The 18,550-nt window shown below is 55.1% G+C and carries 24 protein-coding genes; 8 read left to right on the top strand and 16 right to left on the bottom strand.

Annotated features, from left to right (window positions below; all coding sequences use genetic code 11):
* The first annotated feature begins 99 nt into the window (after positions 1–99).
* From AC8GFP_RS00645 to AC8GFP_RS00635, 3 genes are all read left to right on the top strand, one after another.
* Positions 100–1,371, top strand: a complete 1,272-nt coding sequence (locus tag AC8GFP_RS00645) for a PQQ-dependent sugar dehydrogenase (protein WP_506609260.1) — start codon at positions 100–102, stop codon at positions 1,369–1,371.
* 84 nt (positions 1,372–1,455) lie between these two features.
* Complete coding sequence (locus tag AC8GFP_RS00640) at positions 1,456–1,773, top strand: c-type cytochrome (protein ID WP_506609258.1); 318 nt, start codon at positions 1,456–1,458, stop codon at positions 1,771–1,773.
* Between the two features lie 43 nt (positions 1,774–1,816).
* Entirely contained in the window at positions 1,817–2,110 is a 294-nt protein-coding gene (locus AC8GFP_RS00635; RefSeq protein ID WP_506609256.1) for a Rap1a/Tai family immunity protein, read from the top strand.
* Here AC8GFP_RS00635 and AC8GFP_RS00630 read toward each other — a convergent pair whose 3' ends face one another.
* Positions 2,111–2,479, bottom strand: coding sequence for a hypothetical protein (locus AC8GFP_RS00630; RefSeq protein ID WP_506609254.1), 369 nt, complete (start codon positions 2,477–2,479; stop codon positions 2,111–2,113).
* 73 nt (positions 2,480–2,552) lie between these two features.
* Here AC8GFP_RS00630 and puuE point away from each other — a divergent pair, with 73 nt between their 5' ends.
* Both puuE and AC8GFP_RS00620 read left to right on the top strand, forming a co-directional pair.
* Positions 2,553–3,494: an allantoinase PuuE gene (gene puuE / locus AC8GFP_RS00625; protein ID WP_506609252.1), complete on the top strand. Its 942-nt coding sequence runs from the start codon at positions 2,553–2,555 to the stop codon at positions 3,492–3,494.
* Between the two features lie 28 nt (positions 3,495–3,522).
* Positions 3,523–4,767: a M20 family metallopeptidase gene (locus tag AC8GFP_RS00620; RefSeq protein ID WP_506609250.1), complete on the top strand. Its 1,245-nt coding sequence runs from the start codon at positions 3,523–3,525 to the stop codon at positions 4,765–4,767.
* Between the two features lie 14 nt (positions 4,768–4,781).
* On the opposite strand, the gene soxB is transcribed toward AC8GFP_RS00620, so the two are convergent.
* The 15 genes from soxB to AC8GFP_RS00545 all read right to left on the bottom strand — a co-directional run bounded on the left by soxB (position 4,782) and on the right by AC8GFP_RS00545 (position 17,196).
* Entirely contained in the window at positions 4,782–6,518 is a 1,737-nt protein-coding gene (gene soxB / locus AC8GFP_RS00615) for a thiosulfohydrolase SoxB (protein ID WP_506609248.1), read from the bottom strand.
* A 12-nt stretch (positions 6,519–6,530) separates the two neighbouring features.
* Complete coding sequence (gene soxX, locus AC8GFP_RS00610) at positions 6,531–7,181, bottom strand: sulfur oxidation c-type cytochrome SoxX (protein WP_506609246.1); 651 nt, start codon at positions 7,179–7,181, stop codon at positions 6,531–6,533.
* Positions 7,182–7,199: 18 nt separating this feature from the next.
* Positions 7,200–8,003 (bottom strand): sulfur oxidation c-type cytochrome SoxA, encoded by an 804-nt coding sequence (gene soxA, locus AC8GFP_RS00605; protein WP_506609244.1) that lies wholly within the window; start codon positions 8,001–8,003, stop codon positions 7,200–7,202.
* A 1-nt stretch (position 8,004) separates the two neighbouring features.
* Positions 8,005–8,316 (bottom strand): thiosulfate oxidation carrier complex protein SoxZ, encoded by a 312-nt coding sequence (soxZ, locus tag AC8GFP_RS00600; protein WP_506609242.1) that lies wholly within the window; start codon positions 8,314–8,316, stop codon positions 8,005–8,007.
* A 27-nt stretch (positions 8,317–8,343) separates the two neighbouring features.
* Positions 8,344–8,799, bottom strand: a complete 456-nt coding sequence (gene soxY / locus AC8GFP_RS00595; protein WP_506609241.1) for a thiosulfate oxidation carrier protein SoxY — start codon at positions 8,797–8,799, stop codon at positions 8,344–8,346.
* A 20-nt stretch (positions 8,800–8,819) separates the two neighbouring features.
* A complete protein-coding gene (locus tag AC8GFP_RS00590; RefSeq protein ID WP_506609240.1) occupies positions 8,820–9,854 on the bottom strand; it encodes a c-type cytochrome in 1,035 nt (344 codons plus the stop codon).
* 7 nt (positions 9,855–9,861) lie between these two features.
* Positions 9,862–11,205, bottom strand: coding sequence for a sulfite dehydrogenase (soxC, locus tag AC8GFP_RS00585; RefSeq protein ID WP_506609238.1), 1,344 nt, complete (start codon positions 11,203–11,205; stop codon positions 9,862–9,864).
* Between the two features lie 92 nt (positions 11,206–11,297).
* Positions 11,298–12,263 (bottom strand): MBL fold metallo-hydrolase, encoded by a 966-nt coding sequence (locus AC8GFP_RS00580; protein ID WP_506609236.1) that lies wholly within the window; start codon positions 12,261–12,263, stop codon positions 11,298–11,300.
* A gap of 2 nt (positions 12,264–12,265) precedes the next feature.
* A complete protein-coding gene (locus AC8GFP_RS00575; RefSeq protein WP_506609235.1) occupies positions 12,266–12,613 on the bottom strand; it encodes a rhodanese-like domain-containing protein in 348 nt (115 codons plus the stop codon).
* Positions 12,614–12,630: 17 nt separating this feature from the next.
* Positions 12,631–13,665 carry a cytochrome d ubiquinol oxidase subunit II gene (locus AC8GFP_RS00570; RefSeq protein ID WP_506609233.1) on the bottom strand — a complete coding sequence of 345 codons (1,035 nt, stop codon included), beginning with the start codon at positions 13,663–13,665 and terminating at the stop codon, positions 12,631–12,633.
* Positions 13,658–15,004 carry a cytochrome ubiquinol oxidase subunit I gene (locus AC8GFP_RS00565; protein WP_506609232.1) on the bottom strand — a complete coding sequence of 449 codons (1,347 nt, stop codon included), beginning with the start codon at positions 15,002–15,004 and terminating at the stop codon, positions 13,658–13,660. The genes AC8GFP_RS00570 and AC8GFP_RS00565 overlap by 8 nt, the downstream gene beginning before the upstream one ends.
* An 8-nt stretch (positions 15,005–15,012) precedes the next feature.
* On the bottom strand, positions 15,013–15,225 hold the full coding sequence (locus AC8GFP_RS00560; protein ID WP_506609231.1) for a YgaP family membrane protein: 213 nt from the start codon (positions 15,223–15,225) through the stop codon (positions 15,013–15,015).
* A gap of 27 nt (positions 15,226–15,252) precedes the next feature.
* Positions 15,253–15,693: a thioredoxin TrxC gene (gene trxC / locus AC8GFP_RS00555; RefSeq protein WP_506609230.1), complete on the bottom strand. Its 441-nt coding sequence runs from the start codon at positions 15,691–15,693 to the stop codon at positions 15,253–15,255.
* Positions 15,690–16,307 (bottom strand): class I SAM-dependent methyltransferase, encoded by a 618-nt coding sequence (locus AC8GFP_RS00550; protein WP_506609229.1) that lies wholly within the window; start codon positions 16,305–16,307, stop codon positions 15,690–15,692. Before AC8GFP_RS00550 ends, trxC begins: the two co-directional genes overlap by 4 nt.
* A gap of 13 nt (positions 16,308–16,320) precedes the next feature.
* The gene (locus tag AC8GFP_RS00545; RefSeq protein WP_506609227.1) at positions 16,321–17,196 is read right to left on the bottom strand and encodes an MBL fold metallo-hydrolase; all 876 of its coding nucleotides are present in this window, start codon (positions 17,194–17,196) and stop codon (positions 16,321–16,323) included.
* A 102-nt stretch (positions 17,197–17,298) separates the two neighbouring features.
* Between AC8GFP_RS00545 and AC8GFP_RS00540 the strand changes: the two genes are divergently transcribed.
* The 3 genes from AC8GFP_RS00540 to AC8GFP_RS00530 are packed head-to-tail and all read left to right on the top strand — an operon-like array spanning position 17,299 to position 18,537.
* A complete protein-coding gene (locus AC8GFP_RS00540; RefSeq protein WP_506609225.1) occupies positions 17,299–17,628 on the top strand; it encodes an ArsR/SmtB family transcription factor in 330 nt (109 codons plus the stop codon).
* Positions 17,625–18,062: a YeeE/YedE family protein gene (locus tag AC8GFP_RS00535; RefSeq protein WP_506609223.1), complete on the top strand. Its 438-nt coding sequence runs from the start codon at positions 17,625–17,627 to the stop codon at positions 18,060–18,062. Before AC8GFP_RS00540 ends, AC8GFP_RS00535 begins: the two co-directional genes overlap by 4 nt.
* 10 nt (positions 18,063–18,072) lie before the next feature.
* Positions 18,073–18,537, top strand: a complete 465-nt coding sequence (locus AC8GFP_RS00530; protein WP_506609222.1) for a DUF6691 family protein — start codon at positions 18,073–18,075, stop codon at positions 18,535–18,537.
* Positions 18,538–18,550: the final 13 nt, after the last annotated feature.

The following is an 18,550-nucleotide window of genomic DNA, read 5'->3' as shown; positions in this document are numbered from 1 at the left end:
GACTAGGGCAATCCCTAGTCCTGAACAGCGCTGAATCTTTCGCGAAGCTTGCTAACATTCCAACAGGCTATGTCGCCTTCTTATCCCCAAGGAAACTCAGTGAGCATCACAAAAATCTCCGCCGTCACACTGGCAGTCTCTGCACTGTTCACCACTGCAGCAGTTGCAGATGCCAACTTGTCCACGCTGCAACGCATGGGCAACACATCCACCAACATGAACATTCCTACCGTTGCTCAAGAAGGTAAGAATGCTGACGCCCTGCGCGCCAACTTGAAGAAAATCAAGTTGCCCGAAGGCTTCAAGATCGAGCTGTACGCTGTAGTGCCTGATGCACGTTACATGGCAGTTGCTCCTTCTACCAACATGTTGTTTGTCGGTACCCGTAAAACAACCGTTTGGGCTGTGACCGATCGCAACGGCGACAACACCGCTGACGAAGTCAAGCCTTTCGCTCCCGCCATCAAATTTGCAAACCCCAACGGCGTTTGCTTTACCAAAGATGGTTTCTTGGTGGTTGCTGAATCCAACCGCATGTTGCACTTCCCAGCTGCTGAATACTTCTACGAAGGTCCAGACGTTGCTGTGGGCGTGATCGTGCCTGAAGGCAAGATGATCCCCGTGGAAGAGCAATCTTTCAACCACACTGGTCGCGTTTGTAAAGTCGACAAAGACGGCAAAATCTACGTGACATTGGGCCAGCCCTACAACGTGCAACCCAAAGAAAAAGTCGCTTTGTATGACGAAGTTGGCATCGGTGGCGTGATCCGCTACAACGGCTTGGATGGCACTGGTCGCATGGTTTACTCCAAAGGCATGCGCAATCCTGCTGGCCTGACCATCGGACCAAAGGGTGACATCTGGACAACCGACAACCAAGTTGACGGTTTGGGTGATGACATTCCTCCTGGCGAATTGAACAAGCTGACCAAGGCAGGCGAACACTTCGGTTTCCCCTTCTACAACGGCAAATTCAAAGTTGCTGGTTCTGCTGCAGCACCTGACTTGAAGGACATGAAAGAGCCAGCCGGCATGATCACGCCTCAAATCGAGTTCCCTGCTCACCAAGCTCAATTGGGCGTGGCGCACTACACAGGCAAAATGTTCCCTGCCAAGTACCAAGGCGGCCTGTTCGTGGCTTCCCATGGTTCATGGAACCGCACAGAGCCTAGCGGCTACCTGTTGAACTTCGTGCCTATCAAGGCCGACGGCAATGCAGGTACTTCCGAAGTGTTTGCTGACGGCTTCTTGGACAAAGCCACCAAGCGCGCCATTGGCCGCCCAGTGGACGTTGCCAACCTGCCTGACGGCTCTATCCTGGTGTCTGACGACTACGCTGGCGCGATCTACCGCATCAGCTACAGCCAGTAATCCAGTTTGATCCACAGGCTTTTGGCCTGTGATCAAATACCAAGCGGGGCCTCCTAGGAGGCCCCGCTTTTTTACGAGGAATTCATGAAAAACATTTTTATCAGCTTGGGCTTGTCCCTTTTGTTTTTGAATGTCTACGCCCAAGATGTGAAAGCAGGTCGTGACAAAGCCGATGCTGCTTGTGCCTTGTGCCACGGTGTCAATGGCATTGCCACCATGCCCAGCGCACCCAACTTGGCAGGACAACCACCGATTTACGTGAGCGAGCAATTGAAGCATTACCGCAATGGCAAACGCCAACATGAAGTGATGGGGGTGATTGCCAAACCCTTGACAGACGCGGACATCGCCAATCTGGCTGCTTGGTACAGCAGCATCAAGTTCACTGTTGAAGCCCCTTGACATGCTCAGATTGAGCTTGCTTGGCGCTTCGCTCTTGCTTGTCATGAGTACAGCGCTTGCGCAAAAAAGCGTGCGGTTTTTAACAGCAGCTGAACTGCACGCTAGCTTGCTTTCTGCGGATGAAACCACGCGTTTCAGCGGACGCAACTACATCATGGGTGTGGTTGACACCTTGTTGTTGACCAAGGATGCGCCCATTTGCCTTGGCGATCCAACAGAAATCAATCTCTTGGTGGACACGGTGCAGCAACAACTGGTGCAACGCCCCGACTTGCTTCGTTTCAATGCCGCCAGTGTGGTGCGCGAAGTGATGGTGGCCAACTTTCCTTGCGTTTGATCAGTGTGTTGCAGGAAGTGGCAAAAGTACTGATGGTTGTTCAACAGCAGGTTCAAGCACCACCGATGTTGGTTGAACGCCTTTCATGCATGCGTCAAACACGCTGCGTCTGGCCCAATAGTTCAGGTCCTCCACCATCAATTGATTGCAGAAAAAAGGCTGTGGCGGCAAGCCTGGTCTGGGGAACATGGGGCTGAACGGCCCAATGCCATAGGGACACTGCATCATCATGAAAGTTTGTCGACTGTCATAGATGGGTGGAGCCTGTTGGTAGGCCAAGGCATTGCACGCGTTCATTTGTTCAAAAGACGCGCAACCGCCCAACAACAAGCTCAAAAGCAGGACAGGCAGGGGTTGTTTGGATTTCATCTTGGGGCTGATTATGCGCAATCGTTGCTCCTGTTTTTGAGTCATCAAGCCATTTGATCGGTTAGGATTTGTCATGAGTGACGACAGCACCCGCCCCTATCCACGCGACTTGGTTGGCTATGGTCAACATGCCCCGCATGCCCAATGGCCGGGACAAGCGCGTATTGCATTGCAATTTGTCCTGAACTACGAAGAAGGCGGCGAAAACGCCACCTTGCACGGCGATGCTGGTTCAGAACAATTTTTGTCAGAAATGTTCAGCCCTCCCAGCTTCTCCGATCGCCACTTGAGCATGGAAAGCATTTACGAATACGGTTCGCGGGTGGGTGTTTGGCGCATCTTGCGCGAGTTTGAAAAACGCAAACTACCGCTCACAGTGTTCGGCGTCAGCATGGCACTTGAGCGCCACCCCGACCTCACGCAAGCCTTTGTAGAACTCGGCCACGAAATCGCCTGCCACGGCTGGCGTTGGATCAACTACCAACAAATCGATGAAGCCACCGAACGCCAACACATGGCCAAAGGCTTGGAGATCATTCAGCGTCTGACCGGTGCACTGCCTGCCGGGTGGTACACCGGTCGCGACAGTCCCAACACGCGCCGCTTGCTGCTCGACCATGGCGGTTTGGAATACGACAGCGACTATTACGGTGACGACCTGCCGTTTTGGATGCAGGTGCAAAAAACCAATGGGGAGGTGGTGCCGCATTTGGTGGTGCCCTACACCTTGGATGTGAACGACATGCGCTTTGCATTGCCACAAGGCTATGCACAGGCCGAAGATTTCTTCACCTATTTGCGCGACAGTTTTGATGTGCTGTATGCCGAAGGTGAAGACGCCCCCAAAATGATGAGCGTGGGCATGCACTGCCGACTGTTAGGCCGTCCGGGGCGCATCAAAGCTCTGCAACAATTTTTAGACCATGTGGAAAAACACGATCGGGTGTGGGTTTGCAAACGTGTGGATATTGCACACCACTGGAAAAAAGTGCACCCGTATAGCCAATCTGTGTGAGCTTTTCAACTTTCTTTCTCAAAAAAACATGACCAGTTACCAAGCTTTGGACCAATGGATTGACCAGCACTTTGACGAGCAAGTGCGGTTTTTGCAAGAACTGATTCGCGTCCCGACCGACTCGCCCCCCGGCAACAACACGCCGCATGCATTGCGCACTGCTGAATTGCTCAAAGGGTTTGGCATGCAAGCCGAGGCCTTTGAAATTCCCGCAGCGCAGGTTCGATCTCACGGTCTGGAATCCATCACCAACCTGATCGTGCGTCGCCGCTATGGTGAGGGCCGCGTGGTGGCACTGAATGCCCATGGCGATGTGGTGCCGCCCGGTGAAGGCTGGACCCACGACCCCTATGGCGGCGAGATTGAGGACGGCAAAATTTACGGCCGCGCTGCTGCTGTCAGCAAATGTGATTTCTCCACCTTCACCTTTGCAGTTCGTGCACTAGAGGCTGTGGCTAAGCCCAGCCAAGGCAGTGTTGAGTTGCACTTCACCTACGACGAAGAATTCGGTGGCGAATTGGGCCCCGGTTGGTTGCTGTCGCACGGCCACACCAAACCCGATTTGATGATGGCGGCTGGATTCAGCTACCAAGTGGTCACGGCCCACAATGGTTGTTTGCAAATGGAAGTCACGGTGCACGGCAAGATGGCCCACGCCGCCATTCCCGACAGTGGCATCGATGCCTTGCAAGGCGCCGTGGCTTTGTTGAACGCCTTGTACGCGCAAAACGCCAAGTACAAAAACATCACTTCGCAAGTGGAAGGCATTTCACACCCCTACTTGAATGTCGGCATGATCGAGGGCGGTACCAACACCAATGTGATCCCCGGCAAAGTGGTGTTCAAACTGGACCGCCGCATGATCCCCGAAGAAAACCCCGAAGCGGTGGAGGCTGATATTCGGCAGGTATTGGCTCAAGCTGTGGCCGACTACAACCAAGCACGTGACGCGCAGCACGCTATTGCCATCGACATCCACCGCATGCTGATGGCCCATGCCATGAAGCCCTTGGTTGGCAACCAACCCCTGGTGAGTGCCCTGCAAAAACATGGTGCCGAAGTATTTGGTGAAACGATTCCAGCCGTGGGCACGCCGCTTTACACCGATGTGCGCTTGTACGTCGAGCGCGGCATCCCTGGTGTGATTTATGGTGCTGGCCCACGCACGGTATTGGAGTCTCATGCCAAGCGTGCAGACGAGCGATTGGACTTGGAGGATCTGCGCAGAGCGACCAAGGTGGTGGCCCGCTCACTGAGTGATCTGTTGCGCTAAGCCCCCATCGCCATTCAGCCGCCCGCCATGAAACCAGGATTGGGCAAGACACCCTCGAGGACCGGCACATTGGCTTTGCGAGCAGAGACCTTGCCGCCAGTTGCCGCTAACCACTGTTCGGCGACTTCCCAAATGGGTTTGAGGTTTTGCTTGGAGGCCTCCTCTGACACCGGTGCCCAACCGGCCACCTTATAGGTTTTATCGGGGTCGATGGGTTTGTCGTTCAGCTGCATGTTGTGGATGCGTTGTCCCATGCTGGCCATGGGCCGACAGGTGTACTTCAAACCACCCACACGCACCATGTCACCGCCCTGTTGGTAATAAGGATCAGCATTGAACAAATTGTCCGCCACGTCTTCCAAAATGGTTTTGATCATGCTGCCCTTCATGGGCGTGACTGTGGCGTAGGAATAGGTGGTCGCTGTCATGTCCATCAACCATTCTTTGGTGATGGCTTGGCCGGGCAGCAAACTCGTGCCCCAACGGAAGCCGGGTGAGAAGGCAATCTCCGCGCTTTGCACATCCAGCATGGCATCCAGCAACAATTGATCGCCCGTGCCATTGAAATTACCACGGCGGTACAAACTGCCCTCGGTGATGGCCAGGGTTTTTTGCAACTCGGCCAAATAAGGGGCACGGATGCTGGTGATCAAGGCTTGCATCTGCGCATCCGCTGGCAACAGATTGGCAAACACGGGCATGAGTTTGTAGCGGTAGTCGGTGACTTGCTTGTTCTTGACTTCAAAGTCCAGCACCCCTAAAAACTTGCCGTTGGAGCCTGCATTGGTGACCAAGGTTTGGCCGGATTTGTTGACCACCACTTTGGCCACGGGCATGCCGTCGTGGGTGTGTCCGCCCAGAATGGCGTCCAACCCCGTCACACGTGACGCCAATTTCAAATCCACATCCATGCCGTTGTGCGACAACAAGACCACCACTTGGGCCCCTTTCGCACGTGCTTCCAAAATCGTTTTTTGCAGGTTTTCTTCTTGGATGCCGAACTCCCAATCCGCCACCATGTAACGCGGGTTGGCAATGGGGGTGTAGGGAAAAGCCTGGCCAATGATGGCGCAAGGCACACCGTTCATCTCGCGCATAACATAAGGCTTGAAGACTTGGTCGCCAAAGTCTTTGGTCTTGATGTTTTGGGCGACAAAAGCGGTTTGGTCGCCGAGTTTTTTCTCCACCAATTCGGTGACACGCTCTTGGCCATAGGTGAACTCAAAGTGCCCTGTCATGACGTCCACGCCCAACAATTTGCAAGCATCCACCATGTCTTGGCCCTTGGTCCACAAGGCTGTGGCCGAACCTTGCCAAGTGTCACCACCGTCGAGCAACAATGCCCCCGGGCGTGAAGCTTTCATGCGCTTGACCAAGGTGGCCAAATGCGCAAAGCCGCCCACCTTGCCATAGCGTTTGGCAGCGGTTTCAAAGTTCAAAGCACTCAGGGCATGCGCCTGGGCGGTATCGGGTTTGACACCCGTGACTTTGAGCAACTCGGCACCCACCAAATGCGGCAGCTGGCCCTTCATGCTGCCCAGCCCCAGGTTCATGCTGGGTTCGCGAAAGTGCACTGGCAGCAACTGCGCATGGCTGTCGGTCATGTGCAAAAAAGACACTTGACCAAAACGCGGCATCTCATACAGGCCTTCGGCATCGCCAGCTGCTTTCTGTGCATAGCTGCCCATGGGCAGCCCAGCCATCACCCCCGCGCCCAGCACCTGCATGAATTCACGTTTGCTCAAGTTCATGGCCGGTCCTGCTTATTGGTTGATGGGGGATTTCGGGTCGAGCAGCAACGCCATGAGGTGCTGCAACTGGGTCTCGGTCAAGATGCCGTTGTGGCCAAAGCGGGGCATGTTCGAGCAGGCGTTGTAGCCTCTGGCATTCCACAACTTGGCCCAGGTGTATTCCACGATCGGCTTGGCAGTGGCACTGTTCACATCCGTGATGCCGCGCAGCTTGCCGTAGTTGTACAAACTCGGGCCCAGGGTGCCGTGTGAAATTTCTGTGTCGCTGATCTTGTGGCAGTTGTAGCAATTGCCGCCATTGACCGAACCCTCTTTGTCCGACCAGGTTTTGCCGCGCCCATCTTGGGCAATCGCCTCGCCCAATTTGTAGTCGCCAATGAATTGACCATTGGCAGGCCATTGAATCGCTTTGAAATTCTCCGAGCGGATTTTTTCAGCGACTTTGTCACTCAAAGGCTTGCCCTTGTAGTCGGCTTCGCTGCACAAGCGGTTGGCTTCATCCGGTGTCAACCGGTCCATGCCAGCTTGACCCTCGGCTCGAAAAGATGCGGCCAAGACCTGTTGCACATCGTCTTGGTATGACGTGTTGTTGGGCGTGGCGCAAGAAGCCAAGGCCAGAGCGGCTAAAGACAAAGCCCCAACGCGGATGGTGTTCATGTTCATGTTGTTCTCTTTCGCCTGTCAACGTCGAATCGCTGGTGCCGTGGTGGCCACATCTTTGGCTGTCACGCCCAAATACACCCCCAAGGCGGTACTGGCATCGCTGCCAAACACGGCGTAGGGGAACCGCTGTTGTCGGTAACAGTCATTCAGTCGCAATTGCATGCTCCACATCTGGCCATTCGACACCCGGTAGGCGGGCCATGCCCCAAAGCCCATGCCAGCACCTGCAGCCGTGGTCAAGTTGGGCAGGTCTTGCAGTCGAATGCGTTTGTCGTCTTGCCCGTGGCAGGTGGAACAAGCGAAGTCGTGCGGCCCGGACCGAAAGAAGAACAATTTCTTGCCCAAATCGAACATGCGTTTTTCTTCGGCATGGGCTTGCGGCAGATTGAACTTCAGGCCCCTGGACTCGGCGGCCACCCAGGTGGCCAAAGCGGTGATGGTGGTTTGCTCGCCCTTGCCATAGGGCGTGCTGCGAATCTGCTCTGCGTCAAAACCTTGCAGCGTTTCCATGCAGGTGAGCAAACGCGATTCCAAGTCTTGTACTTTTTTCGTGTCGGCAAAGTAGCGCGGCATCTCGACCCAAGCCCCTTTCACAACGCCGGGGCCTTTGCCCAAATCGCACTGCATCAAGTTGGTTTTTTTCGGACCGCGTGCCTGCTTCCACAAGTCTTCGCCCTTGGCCTCGAACAAATCGGCAGGATTGCCGTCTTGCAACATGGCGCGGTATTCGGCAATGCCGTCAGAGGCTGATTTTTGCGCCCAGGTCGCAGACGCAACGCAGGCCAAGGCCACAGCGGCCAATGAAGCAGATAGGCGGCGCATGTCAGGACACCGTGGTTTCGTCAGTGCGGGTGTCGCCCTTGTTGTCTTTCCAACTCACGCCCACTTTGTCACCTGCTTTGCCGTTCTTGATGGTGAACTGCAAGAAGGGATTCTTGGAGACGCCTGGTCCCCATTCGGCGGTCATCACGGCTTGGCCATTGTGTGTGGCCGTGACTTCCTGGATGTGCCAAGCTGGCACGATGGCGCCATTGGCGTCTTTGCGTTGTCCGGATTCCATCTCGTGGCTCATCAAGACACGGACGTTGATTTTTTCACCAGCCATTTGGGCGCGAATGCGCATGGGATCTGCCATGTTGTTTCTCCTTAGATTGATGATTGATCAGCCGCCGCAGCCACCGAGGGTGACCTTGACTTCTTTTTTCGAAAACAGGGTTTTGCCGTCTTCCATCACCGCCACGGCATAAACATCGCAGGACTGGCCCATCTTGGCGCGGGTTTGAAAGCTGGTTTCCACCGATGGGTTGACCATGAACAAGGCCACCAGCGGTGAGGGGTTCTTTTCCACCAACAGCATCAGTTTTTTCACGCCAGGCAAGTTGGTTTGTACCGTCATCGGGACGACCGCGCCGTTTTCGGCAATGTCGGGGGCTGTGAGCGCCACATCTTTGCTTTCAGCGGGCATGGGCAAGCCCAAAGCTTTGAAAACATCGGCCACCGATTTAGCGTCGAAAGCCGATTTCTCAAAAGCTTGCGCCACCTGCGGCAACAAGCCTGCGCCCATCAACAAACTGGCTACAGCAAAGCTGCGTTTGAGTGCATCACGTCGTGTTTGCATGTTTTTTCTCCTGTAAAAATTTAAGGGGTTTGGCCACCAGCCAACCATTCAGCAATGGCTTTGGCGTCCGCAGGTTTGAGGTTTTGAGCAGGCATGGGAATGCTGCCCCAGACACCAGCGCTGCCCTGCAAAATTTTGTTGGTGAGGTAGTCTGTTTTGCCAGCATGTTTGGCCGTCACTTCTTTGAAGCCTGGGCCGACAACTTTGTTGTCCATGCCATGACAGGCCAAGCAGTTGTTCGACTGCAGAAGACCCAGTACCGCCGGGTTGGGGCCCGGCGAAGGTGCAACAGCTTTGACAGCCGTCGCTGATGCCCGGACGGTGCGAACGCCCTTTTGCTGCCCCACCAAACGATTTTGATCGGCCAAGTTGCCATGCGCATCACGCGCAAAGTCCGGCAGCATCGAGGTGACCTTGACATCGGTTGCGCAGTTTTTCATGCAAGCGGAATTGGACGTGTCAGGCTTGGCAACGCCGCCCAATTCTGTGGTGGGCCACAGCGCGTGTTGGGTGGTCATGCCCTCGCGATTGGGCATGCGGGCTTGCGCTTGAACGATGGTTTTCTCGTTCAAAACAAAGTTGTCCTCGACCACGCCACTCAAATTCAGCATATAGGCCGTGACTGCATACACCTCGTTGGCGCTCAAGGTTTTGGGTGCGTTCCATGGCATGGCGCGGTTGATGTAGTCCCAGACCGTCGCCAAACTGGGGGCTTTCATGAAGGTGGTGCGGGCTGGAAAAGACGTGTCTTTGAGTTTGGCCACGCGACCCGTTTTCACATCCTCAGGCCCCACACCACCCACCACAGGGTTGAACACCTCGTTGGATTCGCCAAAGATACCGTGGCAACTGGCGCACTTGCCTTCCCAGACATCTTGGCCCTGCGCCACCGAGCCTTCGCCCTTGGGCAGGCCTTTGAAATCGGGTCGCACGTCAATGTCCCACTTGGCCACCTCAGCAGGCGTGGCAGCACGGCCAACGTTTGGAAAATGCTGTTGCGCGTGAGCGCTGGCCACAGCAGCCAACAACACCGCACTCAGGGTCCATGTGTTCATGCGGAACTCAAGAGACTTGTACATTTTTGACCTCGCCGCTTTCTTGCACCAACCAAGATTGAATCGCGTTGTTGTGATAGATGGAACGCGTGCCGCGCACCTCGCGCAACTGCTTGATGGTGGGTTGCACAAAGCCGGTGTCGTCGGTGGCTCGGCTTTGAATGATGGATGGCTTGCCATCCCACACCCAATCGAGGTTGAAACGGGTCAGGCATTTGCTGAGCACCGGGGACTCCAAGCGCGCTGGTTTCCAATTGGCGCCGCCATCCACCGACACATCCACCTTTTTGATGACACCGCGACCAGACCAAGCCAGACCCGTGATGTTGTAAAAACCTTTGTCCAGCAAGGCTTGACCGCCCGAAGGGGTGGTGACCACGCTTTTGCATTCTTGAATGCCGCTGTATTGGCGGTGGCTGCCATCGGGCATCAAGTCGATGTAGTGAATGGCTTCGTCTTTGGTGCCATAGGGTTTGTCGCCCAACTCGATGCGGCGCAAATACTTGACCCAACTCACACCCTGCACACCGGGCACCACCAAGCGCAGGGGGTAGCCGTTTTCGGGGCGCAGCATTTCACCGTTTTGGCCATAAGCCACCAAGACTTCACCCGATTTGATGAGGCTCATCGGGATGGTGCGGGTCATGGACGAACCATCACCGCCTTCGGCCAACACGAATTGACCGGCTTTCAAATCGGCACCGCAGTGCTCCAAGAGGGTGATGAGGGGCACACCGGTGAATTCACTGCAGGACAACATGCCGTGTGTGTATTGCACCGTGGGGACCGCCACATTGCCCCACTCCATGCCGGTATTGGCACCACATTCGATGAAATGAAATCGACTGACCGAGGGCAAGCGCATCAAATCGTCCATGGTGAACACCTTGGGCGTTTTCACCAAACCGTTGACCATGAAGCGATGCTTGGTCGGATCGATGTCCCACCAGCCTTGGTGATGACGTTCGAAATGCAAGCCACTGGGCGTGACGATGCCAAACAAAGACTGCAAGGGCGCAAACGACACCGACGCTTGGGTGGTTTGGGTCAGGCCTGGGCTTTGTCGACGCTGCAAATTGGCTTCGAACTGGGAGGGCTTGCCGTAACCGGGCGAGGCCACGCCCTGCCCCAAGCCGGTGGCGTGGGCGGGCAGGTTCAGGATGTGGGGGTCCCCTTCGGCGGCGGCTTGCGCAACCGCACTGGCCGTGGCCGTGACGCCAGCCGCAGCCGCCAAGGCCTGGGCTAAGAAATCACGACGGCCCTGCGGCGCTTGGGTTTTGACCGCCTGAATGTCTTTCTGAGTCAGAAAATATTCTGGTGCTTTCAGAATCTTGCCGGGCAATTTATTCACATCGATCTTTCTTAAATGTAAATTTATAAATTAACTGGGAATAATATATATCTTCTTTAATGGTTGAAATACTGGTAGAAACCCTTGGTATTTCATGGTTTCAAGGCTTCCTGTTCAAGTTGCAAGAAGATATTGAAGGCGTTCATCCGGTTGGCCGCCCCAAAAAGTGGCAAATGCTTGAACCGCGACCAATCAGCAGCTTGGTAGGCTTCTTCAAATGACAAGCCTTCTTCAACAGCTCGCAGCATGTTTCGCCGTAAAAACTGCAAGTAATCCTGCGTCAACAGCAGGTCTTGTTTGAAATCTTTCGAGGCCGGTCCATGGCCAGGCACCACCCAGACCGCGCTCAAGCCTGAGAGCCTTGTCAAGGCTTGTTGCCAATGCTGGCTGTCAGCTTGACCCACGAAGGGAATGCGCTGTCGAAACATCACATCCCCGACGAACAAAACCTGCTGCTGGGGCAGGTAGACCACCGTGTCCTCCAAGGTATGGGCTGGGCCCAAGTGCATGAGCTCAAACACCACCCCACCCACCGTCAGCGTCCGGTCTTGGGTCAACCAATCATCGGCAAACACCAACTCGGTTTGAGCATCCACCCAAGGCGACAGCTCTTGGCGGGACGCGGCCAAACGTGCTTTGGCGGTGTCAGAGTGCAAGTATTGTTTGCCCGCCTCATGCGCCACGATATGTGCCCCCAAGGCCTTGAAAACCTGCAAGCCATAAATATGGTCTGCATGGAAATGGGTGACCAACACATGGGTGATGGGCAAAGGCGTGATCTGGCGAATCTCCTCGACCAAGGCTTGCGCCAAGGTGGGAGAACCCAGAGCATCTATGACCACCACGCCATGCGGTGTGATGACAAAACCTGCATTGGAGATGAAATTGCGGTTGGCCACTGTGCCCAAGGCGGTGACCCCTTGCACCATGTAAATACCCTGCCCCAGATGTTGGGGGCAGACCATGCAAGCCGTTTCAGCAGGTCGTTCAGCGGTTTGTGCAACGGCGCTGAGTGCCAGTAACCCAGTGGCCACTGCACAAAGCAGCCAGCGCTGCATCATCAGCCCAAAGCCCGATAAGCCTTCAATCCACCAGCGATGTAATGGGCATTCACATAACCCATTTGACGCAAGGTGTTAGCCGACAAAGCGCCACGGTTGTTGGCATTGCAATAGCAAAGCACGGTGGTGTTCAGGTCGGAGATAACGCCCTCAATGTTCATTTCCAGCTTGCCGCGACTCACATGCAAAGAGCCTGGCAGGTGGTCAGCGTCATGTTCTTCTTTGTCGCGGATGTCCAGCGCCACAGCGCCTTGTGCCAAGAGCGCATCCACTTGGTCTGGCGCAACGCCCGTCACCTGCGCCATGGCGGTATCTGCCAACTGCTGAAATTTGTGTGTATAGGCCATGTAGTTCTTTCAAAAAATCAATACGTGAGTTGGGTGGACTTGCCCCAAAACACGCGGTAAGCGAAAACGGTGTAGCCAATGATGACGGGCAGCACCACCACCACACCGTAAAAAATCACCAACAAGGCCTCGGGTGAACTGGCGGCTTGCCAGATGTTGAGCTTGTCAATCACCAACCAGGGGAACAAGCTGTAGGCCAAGCCATAAAACGAGAGCAAAAACACACCCACCGTGCTGGCGAAAGGCACGGCTGCGCCGTATTGGTTGCCTTGCGCAAACCGAACGGGCAAGCGAGACAAACTGCGCCAGATTACCAAGAACAAACCCAAGGTCATGGCTGGAATCGGCAACAGCATGAGCAGGTTGGGAAAGCTGAACCACTTGTCGAATATGCGTGGACTCACCCACGGTGTGGCCACGGAAATGGCCAACACACCCGCAGCGGTCAGCCACAAACTGCCTTGCGCCCACGCCACAGCCCGCAACTGCAAAGCGCCTTCGGTTTTCATGATCAACCAACCGGCACCCAGCAGTCGGTAAGCGAACACCAGACAAAAGCCGATGAGTGCGCTGAACACGTAGCCCGGCGTGTCTTGCTTGAAGCCGGTGATGAGCTGCCCCAACATGAAGCCTTGCGACCACGACGCCAACACCGAGCCGACGTAAAAGGTTTTGTCCCACAGTGGACGGTGCTGTGCTTTGGCTTTGACCCGAAAGTCAAAAGCCACGCCGCGCAGAGACAACGCCACCAGCATCAGCGCCACCGGCAAATAGAGGGCACCCAAAATCACGCCATGCGCCAAAGGAAAACCCACCAACAAGACACCGACACCCAGCACCAACCAGGTTTCGTTGGCGTCCCAAAACGGGCCGATGCTGGCGATCATGGTGTCTTTGTGCTTCAGCGTGTCGGCGCTCTCCAGCAAGGCACCCACGCCCAGGTCGTAACCGTCCAAGATGACATAGGCCAGCATGGCCAGGGCCATGACAAGTGCAAACACCAAGGGCAGCCAACCGCTGGGACTGGTCAAGTCAATACCAAACTCAGACATGGCGCAGTCCTTGGTTGTACAAACGAGGCTCTTCACGGCCCTGAGTCGCTTTCTTGGCCAAGTAAAACACCACCGACACATAGGCCGACAGCAAGGCTGCATAAAGCGTGAGGTACATGGCCAAGGACAGCGCGATATTCCCTGCAGGCACTTGCGACGCTGCTTGTGCCGTGGTCAGCACACCATGCACCAGCCAAGGTTGACGGCCAATTTCTGTGACATACCAACCCGACACCAAGGCCACCCAGCCCGCAAAGGTCATCGCCACCAACACCATGGCAGTTCGTTGTGACAAAGTATTTTTGAATTTCAATTCGTAACTGGCAAACCAGCTGACAGCGAGCATGAGCAAGCCCACGCCGACCATGATGCGAAACGCCCAAAACACGGGCCCGACCGGCGGATGCTCGGCAAAATCTTTGATGCCCTTGACTTCGCCATTCCAGTCATGGGTCAGGTAAAAAGAGGCCAGCTTGGGGATGGCTATTTCATACTTGTTGGACTGCGTGGCTTGGTCAGGGATGGCGAACAACACGGCAGGCACGCCTTTCTGGGTTTCCCAAATACCTTCCATCGCCGCCAGCTTGGCGGGTTGGTATTTCAAGGTGTTCAGACCATGCAGATCACCCACGAAAATTTGCACCGGAATCAAGATCGCTGCCACCGTGACACCGGTGCGCAGCGCGGCCATCACGTCTTTGGCGCGGTCGTTTTTCAACCACCGATAGGCGCTGATGCCAGCCAGCAAAAAGGACGCCGTCAAACCCGAGGCCAGCAACATGTGCGTCATGCGGTAAGGGAATGAAGGGTTGAAGATCACCTCAAACCAACTGGTGACGTGGGCTTGCCCGTTGATCATCTCGAAACCAGCGGGTGTGTGCATCCAGGAGTTGAGCGCCAGAATCCAAAAGGCCGACGCTGTGGTGCCCAAAGCCACCAACCAGGTGGCCAAGGTATGCACCCCTTCGCTGACACGGCCACGACCAAACAGCATGATGCCCAAGAAAGTGGCTTCCAAGAAGAAAGCGGTCAGCACCTCATAGGCCAACAGTGGCCCTGCAATATTGCCCACGGTGTTCATGAAGCCCGGCCAATTGGTACCGAACTGGAAACTCATGGTGATGCCGCTGACCACGCCCAAAGCAAAGGTCAGGGCAAAGATCTTGATCCAGAACTGGTAGGCGTCCATCCAATGTTGCTCACCAGTGGCCACAAAGCGGGTTTTGAAAAACAATAAAAACCAGCCCATGGCAATGCTGATGGTGGGAAACAAAATATGAAAAGTGATGTTGGCAGCAAATTGCACACGCGCCAGCAAAATCGGATCAAGGGTGTCCATGGTTTATCTCATTCAGTCACAGAGTTGGGATCGGTTTTGATGGCACAGGTGCTGAAACCAAACAATTTGTAAGGCATGCAAATGCCCACGAGTCCGGTCGCCAGCAAGATCACGCCCAGCCAGGCCCATGGGCCCAGGACGCCAGTGGCGGCCAAAATGACCAGCACCAAGCCAACTGCGATGCGAAGAATGCGGTCGATGCCGCCAACGTTTTGAGTCATGATGTTTCCTTGAAGTTTGGGGTCAGTTCAAACCTTGAGCAACGCAGCGCTGACCCAACGCGCCAAATCGGGGGCCGACATCGCCCCAGGTTGTCTGGCCAGTTCACGGCCAGCCGCAAACACCGCCAATGTGGGAATGCTTCGAATGTTGTAGGTCGCAGCCAAGCTTTGTTCGTCCTCGGTGTTGACCTTCACAAAGCGGGCTCGCCCATGCATGTCTTGACTCACTTTTTCGTATGCGGGTGCCATCATCCGACAAGGGCCACACCACGGCGCCCAAAAGTCCACCACCAAAGGCAAATCGCTTTTGGCCAATTGCGCCTTGAAAGCGGCTTCGCCCAAGTTGTCGGGTTGATGACTGAGCAAGGGCGCATGGCACACCCCACAGCTCAACTCGGCTTGCAATTTGTCAGACGGCACCCGGTTGGTGGCGTTGCAATGGGGACAAACCAGATGCAAGGGGTTCATGGTTTTTTGGCTACAAAGCCCACCAGTGCTGACATGCCACTGTGGCCTGCACCCTCTTGAATGCTGGTTTCATAGGTTTGACAGACCTGCACATCAAAGCCGGCAAAGGCTTGACGCAGCAAGTCTTCGTCGTACAAATGATCCAGCTTGTCTGGGCCACCCGTCTTGTAAGTCAACTGGTTTTTGCCATAGCCTTGGATCAGCAGCACGCCTCCTGGCTTGAGGCATTGCTTGATTTTTTCAAACAACTCGGCACGTTCATCGGGTGCTGCAAATTGGAAAAAGACACCCGCGACCAGGTCGTAATGCGCGGGCTTCCAGTCAAACGACTGCCAATCACTGTGGATGAAATTCACGCTCACCTGGTGCTTCTTGGCCAGCGCTTTGGCTTTGTCGATCGCTGGAACAGAAAAATCAAAGGCATCAACCGTGAAGCCTTGCTGGGCCAACCAAACACTGTTGCGCCCCTCGCCATCGGCCAAAGCCAAGGCACGGCCTTGGCCCAACAAAGCAGCTTGGTCCACCAAAAATGCATTGGGCTCTTCACCGAACACATACGCCGATGTGGAAAACCGTTTGTCCCACATGGCTTGAGGGTTGGAAAAACCTGTCATGGTTTGCGCCCGTTCACAGTGCGTTCAGCGGGATTTTGGCGTAGGCAATGCCGTTGTCTTCCTTGGGTGGCAACTCGCCCGCACGGATGTTGATTTGCACCGCTGGCAGGATCAGCACCGGCATTTCCAAGGTGGCGTCGCGCTTGGTGCGCATCGCCACAAACTCGGCTTCACTGATGCCGTCATGCACATGGATGTTCTTGGCTTTTTGCTCGGCGACGGTGGTCTCGAAATTCACCGCCCGACCGTTGGGTGGGTAATCGTGGCACATGAACAAACGGGTTTGAGGCGGCAGGCTCAAGATCTTGCGGGTGGAGGCGTACAGGGTTTTCGCATCGCCACCAGGAAAGTCACAGCGGGCAGTGCCCACATCGGGCATGAACATGGTGTCACCCACAAACACCGCGTCGCCAAACTGGTAGGCCACGCAAGCGGGCGTGTGACCGGGCACATACATCGTGTGGCCGGTGAGACCGCCCACTTGCACCACTTCGCCTTCAGCGAACAAATGGTCAAACTGTGAGCCATCCGGCTTGAAATCAGCTTCCATGTTGAAAATGCCCTTGAACACTTTTTGCACGCCGCTGATGTGGTCGCCAATGGCGGTTTTGCCACCCAAATGCTGTTTCAAATAAGGCGCAGCGGACAAATGGTCGGCATGGGCATGGGTTTCCAGAATCCATTCCACTTTCAAATCGTTGGCTTTGACAAACTCAATCACTTTGTCAGCAGACTTGTGGCTGGTGCGCCCCGACTTGGGGTCGTAGTCCAAAACCGAGTCGATGATGGCGCAGGCCGAGCCTGGTTTTTCAAAAACCACATAGGTCACGGTCCAGGTGGCCGGGTCAAAAATGCCGTGAACTTGGGGGTTGAGGGTGGCGGTGCTCATCGAAAACTCCTTTTGAATTAGATTTCCGATAATATATTGACAAATATTTTGTTTGTCAATATACTTTTCGCATCTTCTTCAAAACAGCCAGGAAAACCGCCCATGGACACCACCACCTTGGACCTCGACAAAATGAAAGCGTCGGCAGGAAATGCCTGCCGACTGATGAAAGTCCTCTCCAACCCCGATCGCCTGATGCTGCTTTGCCAGCTCTCACAAAGTGAGAAGCGCGTGGGAGAGTTGGAAGAAATCTTAGGAATCATGCAACCCACCCTGTCCCAGCAGCTCACTGTCTTACGGGATGAAGAACTGGTGACCACACGCCGCGACGGCAAAAACATCTATTACCAAATCGCCAGCCCGCAAGCGCTGGCGGTCATGAACGTTTTATTTGATCAATTTTGCAGACCTAACGCAGGAGACAACACATGAGCATCGATTGGACAAATTTCACCCCTTGGGCATCCCTTACCGGCGGCATCATTTTGGGGCTGGCCTCGGCTATTTTCATCCTGGTGAATGGCCGCATCCTGGGTATCAGTGGCATCTTGGGTGGGCTGTTCCCTCCCAAAGTGGGGGACACCACTTGGCGGATCGCTTTCATGCTGGGCCTGTTTGCAGCACCCGCTGTTTTTCATGCCGTGGTACCCGTGCAATACATCACTGCACCCCGGATTGAAGCGAGCGATTTCTTGGTGGTGGCCGCAGGTTTGTTGGTCGGTATCGGCACCCGCTATGCCTCGGGTTGCACCAGCGGTCACGGGGTCTGCGGCTTGAGCCGTTTGTCTCCTCGATCTTTGGTGGCCACCGCTTCATTCATGGGCGCTGGCTTCATCACTGTTTACGTCATGCGTCACGTCATTTAAGGAAAACATCATGATTCAAAAAAACCACATCCACCATCTCGTCGAATTCGCGGTTGGCCTGAGCTTTGGCCTCGGCCTGATGCTGTCAGGCATGACCGACCCAGGCAAGGTGATCGGTTTTCTCGACCTGTTTGGCAGTTGGGACCCATCGCTCGCCCTGGTCATGGGCGGCGCCATCATGGTGGGCTTTTTCGCTTTCACCGTCGCCAAAAAACGCACCACCACGTTCTTGGGCGGCGTGTTGCGTTTCCCCACCAACATGGACATCGACAAAAAGCTGGTCATCGGTAGTTTGATGTTTGGCACGGGCTGGGGACTGGCCGGTTTTTGCCCCGGCCCTGCCCTGGTTTCAATGGCCGATGGCCAACCCAAAGCGCTGGTGTTCGTGTTGGCCATGTTGGTCGGCATGTTGGGCTTTGAACTCATGGACCGTTTTGTCCACGCACCCCGCAAAGAAAAATTCAACGCGGCTTGAGCCTCACAACTGG

The organism is Limnohabitans simekii (SeqCode) (assembly GCF_965234735.1).
GTDB classification, from domain to species: domain Bacteria; phylum Pseudomonadota; class Gammaproteobacteria; order Burkholderiales; family Burkholderiaceae_C; genus Limnohabitans; species Limnohabitans simekii.
The sequence above is the reverse complement of the archived record's forward strand: the minus strand, read 5'-3'. Positions and strand labels throughout refer to the sequence as shown.

What these genes read in the sequence shown, in the direction of transcription:
- AC8GFP_RS00540 (WP_506609225.1), top strand. Translation starts at nt 17,299, where the DNA reads ATGGACACCACCACCTTGGACCTCGACAAAATGAAAGCGTCGGCAGGA.
- soxY (WP_506609241.1), bottom strand. Translation starts at nt 8,799, where the DNA reads ATGCAAACACGACGTGATGCACTCAAACGCAGCTTTGCTGTAGCCAGT.
- soxX (WP_506609246.1), bottom strand. Translation starts at nt 7,181, where the DNA reads ATGAACATGAACACCATCCGCGTTGGGGCTTTGTCTTTAGCCGCTCTG.
- soxB (WP_506609248.1), bottom strand. Translation starts at nt 6,518, where the DNA reads ATGAACTTGAGCAAACGTGAATTCATGCAGGTGCTGGGCGCGGGGGTG.
- AC8GFP_RS00620 (WP_506609250.1), top strand. Translation starts at nt 3,523, where the DNA reads ATGACCAGTTACCAAGCTTTGGACCAATGGATTGACCAGCACTTTGAC.
- AC8GFP_RS00575 (WP_506609235.1), bottom strand. Translation starts at nt 12,613, where the DNA reads ATGGCCTATACACACAAATTTCAGCAGTTGGCAGATACCGCCATGGCG.
- AC8GFP_RS00580 (WP_506609236.1), bottom strand. Translation starts at nt 12,263, where the DNA reads ATGCAGCGCTGGCTGCTTTGTGCAGTGGCCACTGGGTTACTGGCACTC.
- AC8GFP_RS00635 (WP_506609256.1), top strand. Translation starts at nt 1,817, where the DNA reads ATGAGTACAGCGCTTGCGCAAAAAAGCGTGCGGTTTTTAACAGCAGCT.
- AC8GFP_RS00570 (WP_506609233.1), bottom strand. Translation starts at nt 13,665, where the DNA reads ATGTCTGAGTTTGGTATTGACTTGACCAGTCCCAGCGGTTGGCTGCCC.
- soxA (WP_506609244.1), bottom strand. Translation starts at nt 8,003, where the DNA reads ATGCGCCGCCTATCTGCTTCATTGGCCGCTGTGGCCTTGGCCTGCGTT.
- soxZ (WP_506609242.1), bottom strand. Translation starts at nt 8,316, where the DNA reads ATGGCAGATCCCATGCGCATTCGCGCCCAAATGGCTGGTGAAAAAATC.
- AC8GFP_RS00565 (WP_506609232.1), bottom strand. Translation starts at nt 15,004, where the DNA reads ATGGACACCCTTGATCCGATTTTGCTGGCGCGTGTGCAATTTGCTGCC.
- puuE (WP_506609252.1), top strand. Translation starts at nt 2,553, where the DNA reads ATGAGTGACGACAGCACCCGCCCCTATCCACGCGACTTGGTTGGCTAT.
- trxC (WP_506609230.1), bottom strand. Translation starts at nt 15,693, where the DNA reads ATGAACCCCTTGCATCTGGTTTGTCCCCATTGCAACGCCACCAACCGG.
- AC8GFP_RS00545 (WP_506609227.1), bottom strand. Translation starts at nt 17,196, where the DNA reads ATGAGCACCGCCACCCTCAACCCCCAAGTTCACGGCATTTTTGACCCG.
- AC8GFP_RS00550 (WP_506609229.1), bottom strand. Translation starts at nt 16,307, where the DNA reads ATGACAGGTTTTTCCAACCCTCAAGCCATGTGGGACAAACGGTTTTCC.
- AC8GFP_RS00590 (WP_506609240.1), bottom strand. Translation starts at nt 9,854, where the DNA reads ATGAACACATGGACCCTGAGTGCGGTGTTGTTGGCTGCTGTGGCCAGC.
- AC8GFP_RS00630 (WP_506609254.1), bottom strand. Translation starts at nt 2,479, where the DNA reads ATGAAATCCAAACAACCCCTGCCTGTCCTGCTTTTGAGCTTGTTGTTG.
- AC8GFP_RS00535 (WP_506609223.1), top strand. Translation starts at nt 17,625, where the DNA reads ATGAGCATCGATTGGACAAATTTCACCCCTTGGGCATCCCTTACCGGC.
- AC8GFP_RS00640 (WP_506609258.1), top strand. Translation starts at nt 1,456, where the DNA reads ATGAAAAACATTTTTATCAGCTTGGGCTTGTCCCTTTTGTTTTTGAAT.
- AC8GFP_RS00530 (WP_506609222.1), top strand. Translation starts at nt 18,073, where the DNA reads ATGATTCAAAAAAACCACATCCACCATCTCGTCGAATTCGCGGTTGGC.
- AC8GFP_RS00560 (WP_506609231.1), bottom strand. Translation starts at nt 15,225, where the DNA reads ATGACTCAAAACGTTGGCGGCATCGACCGCATTCTTCGCATCGCAGTT.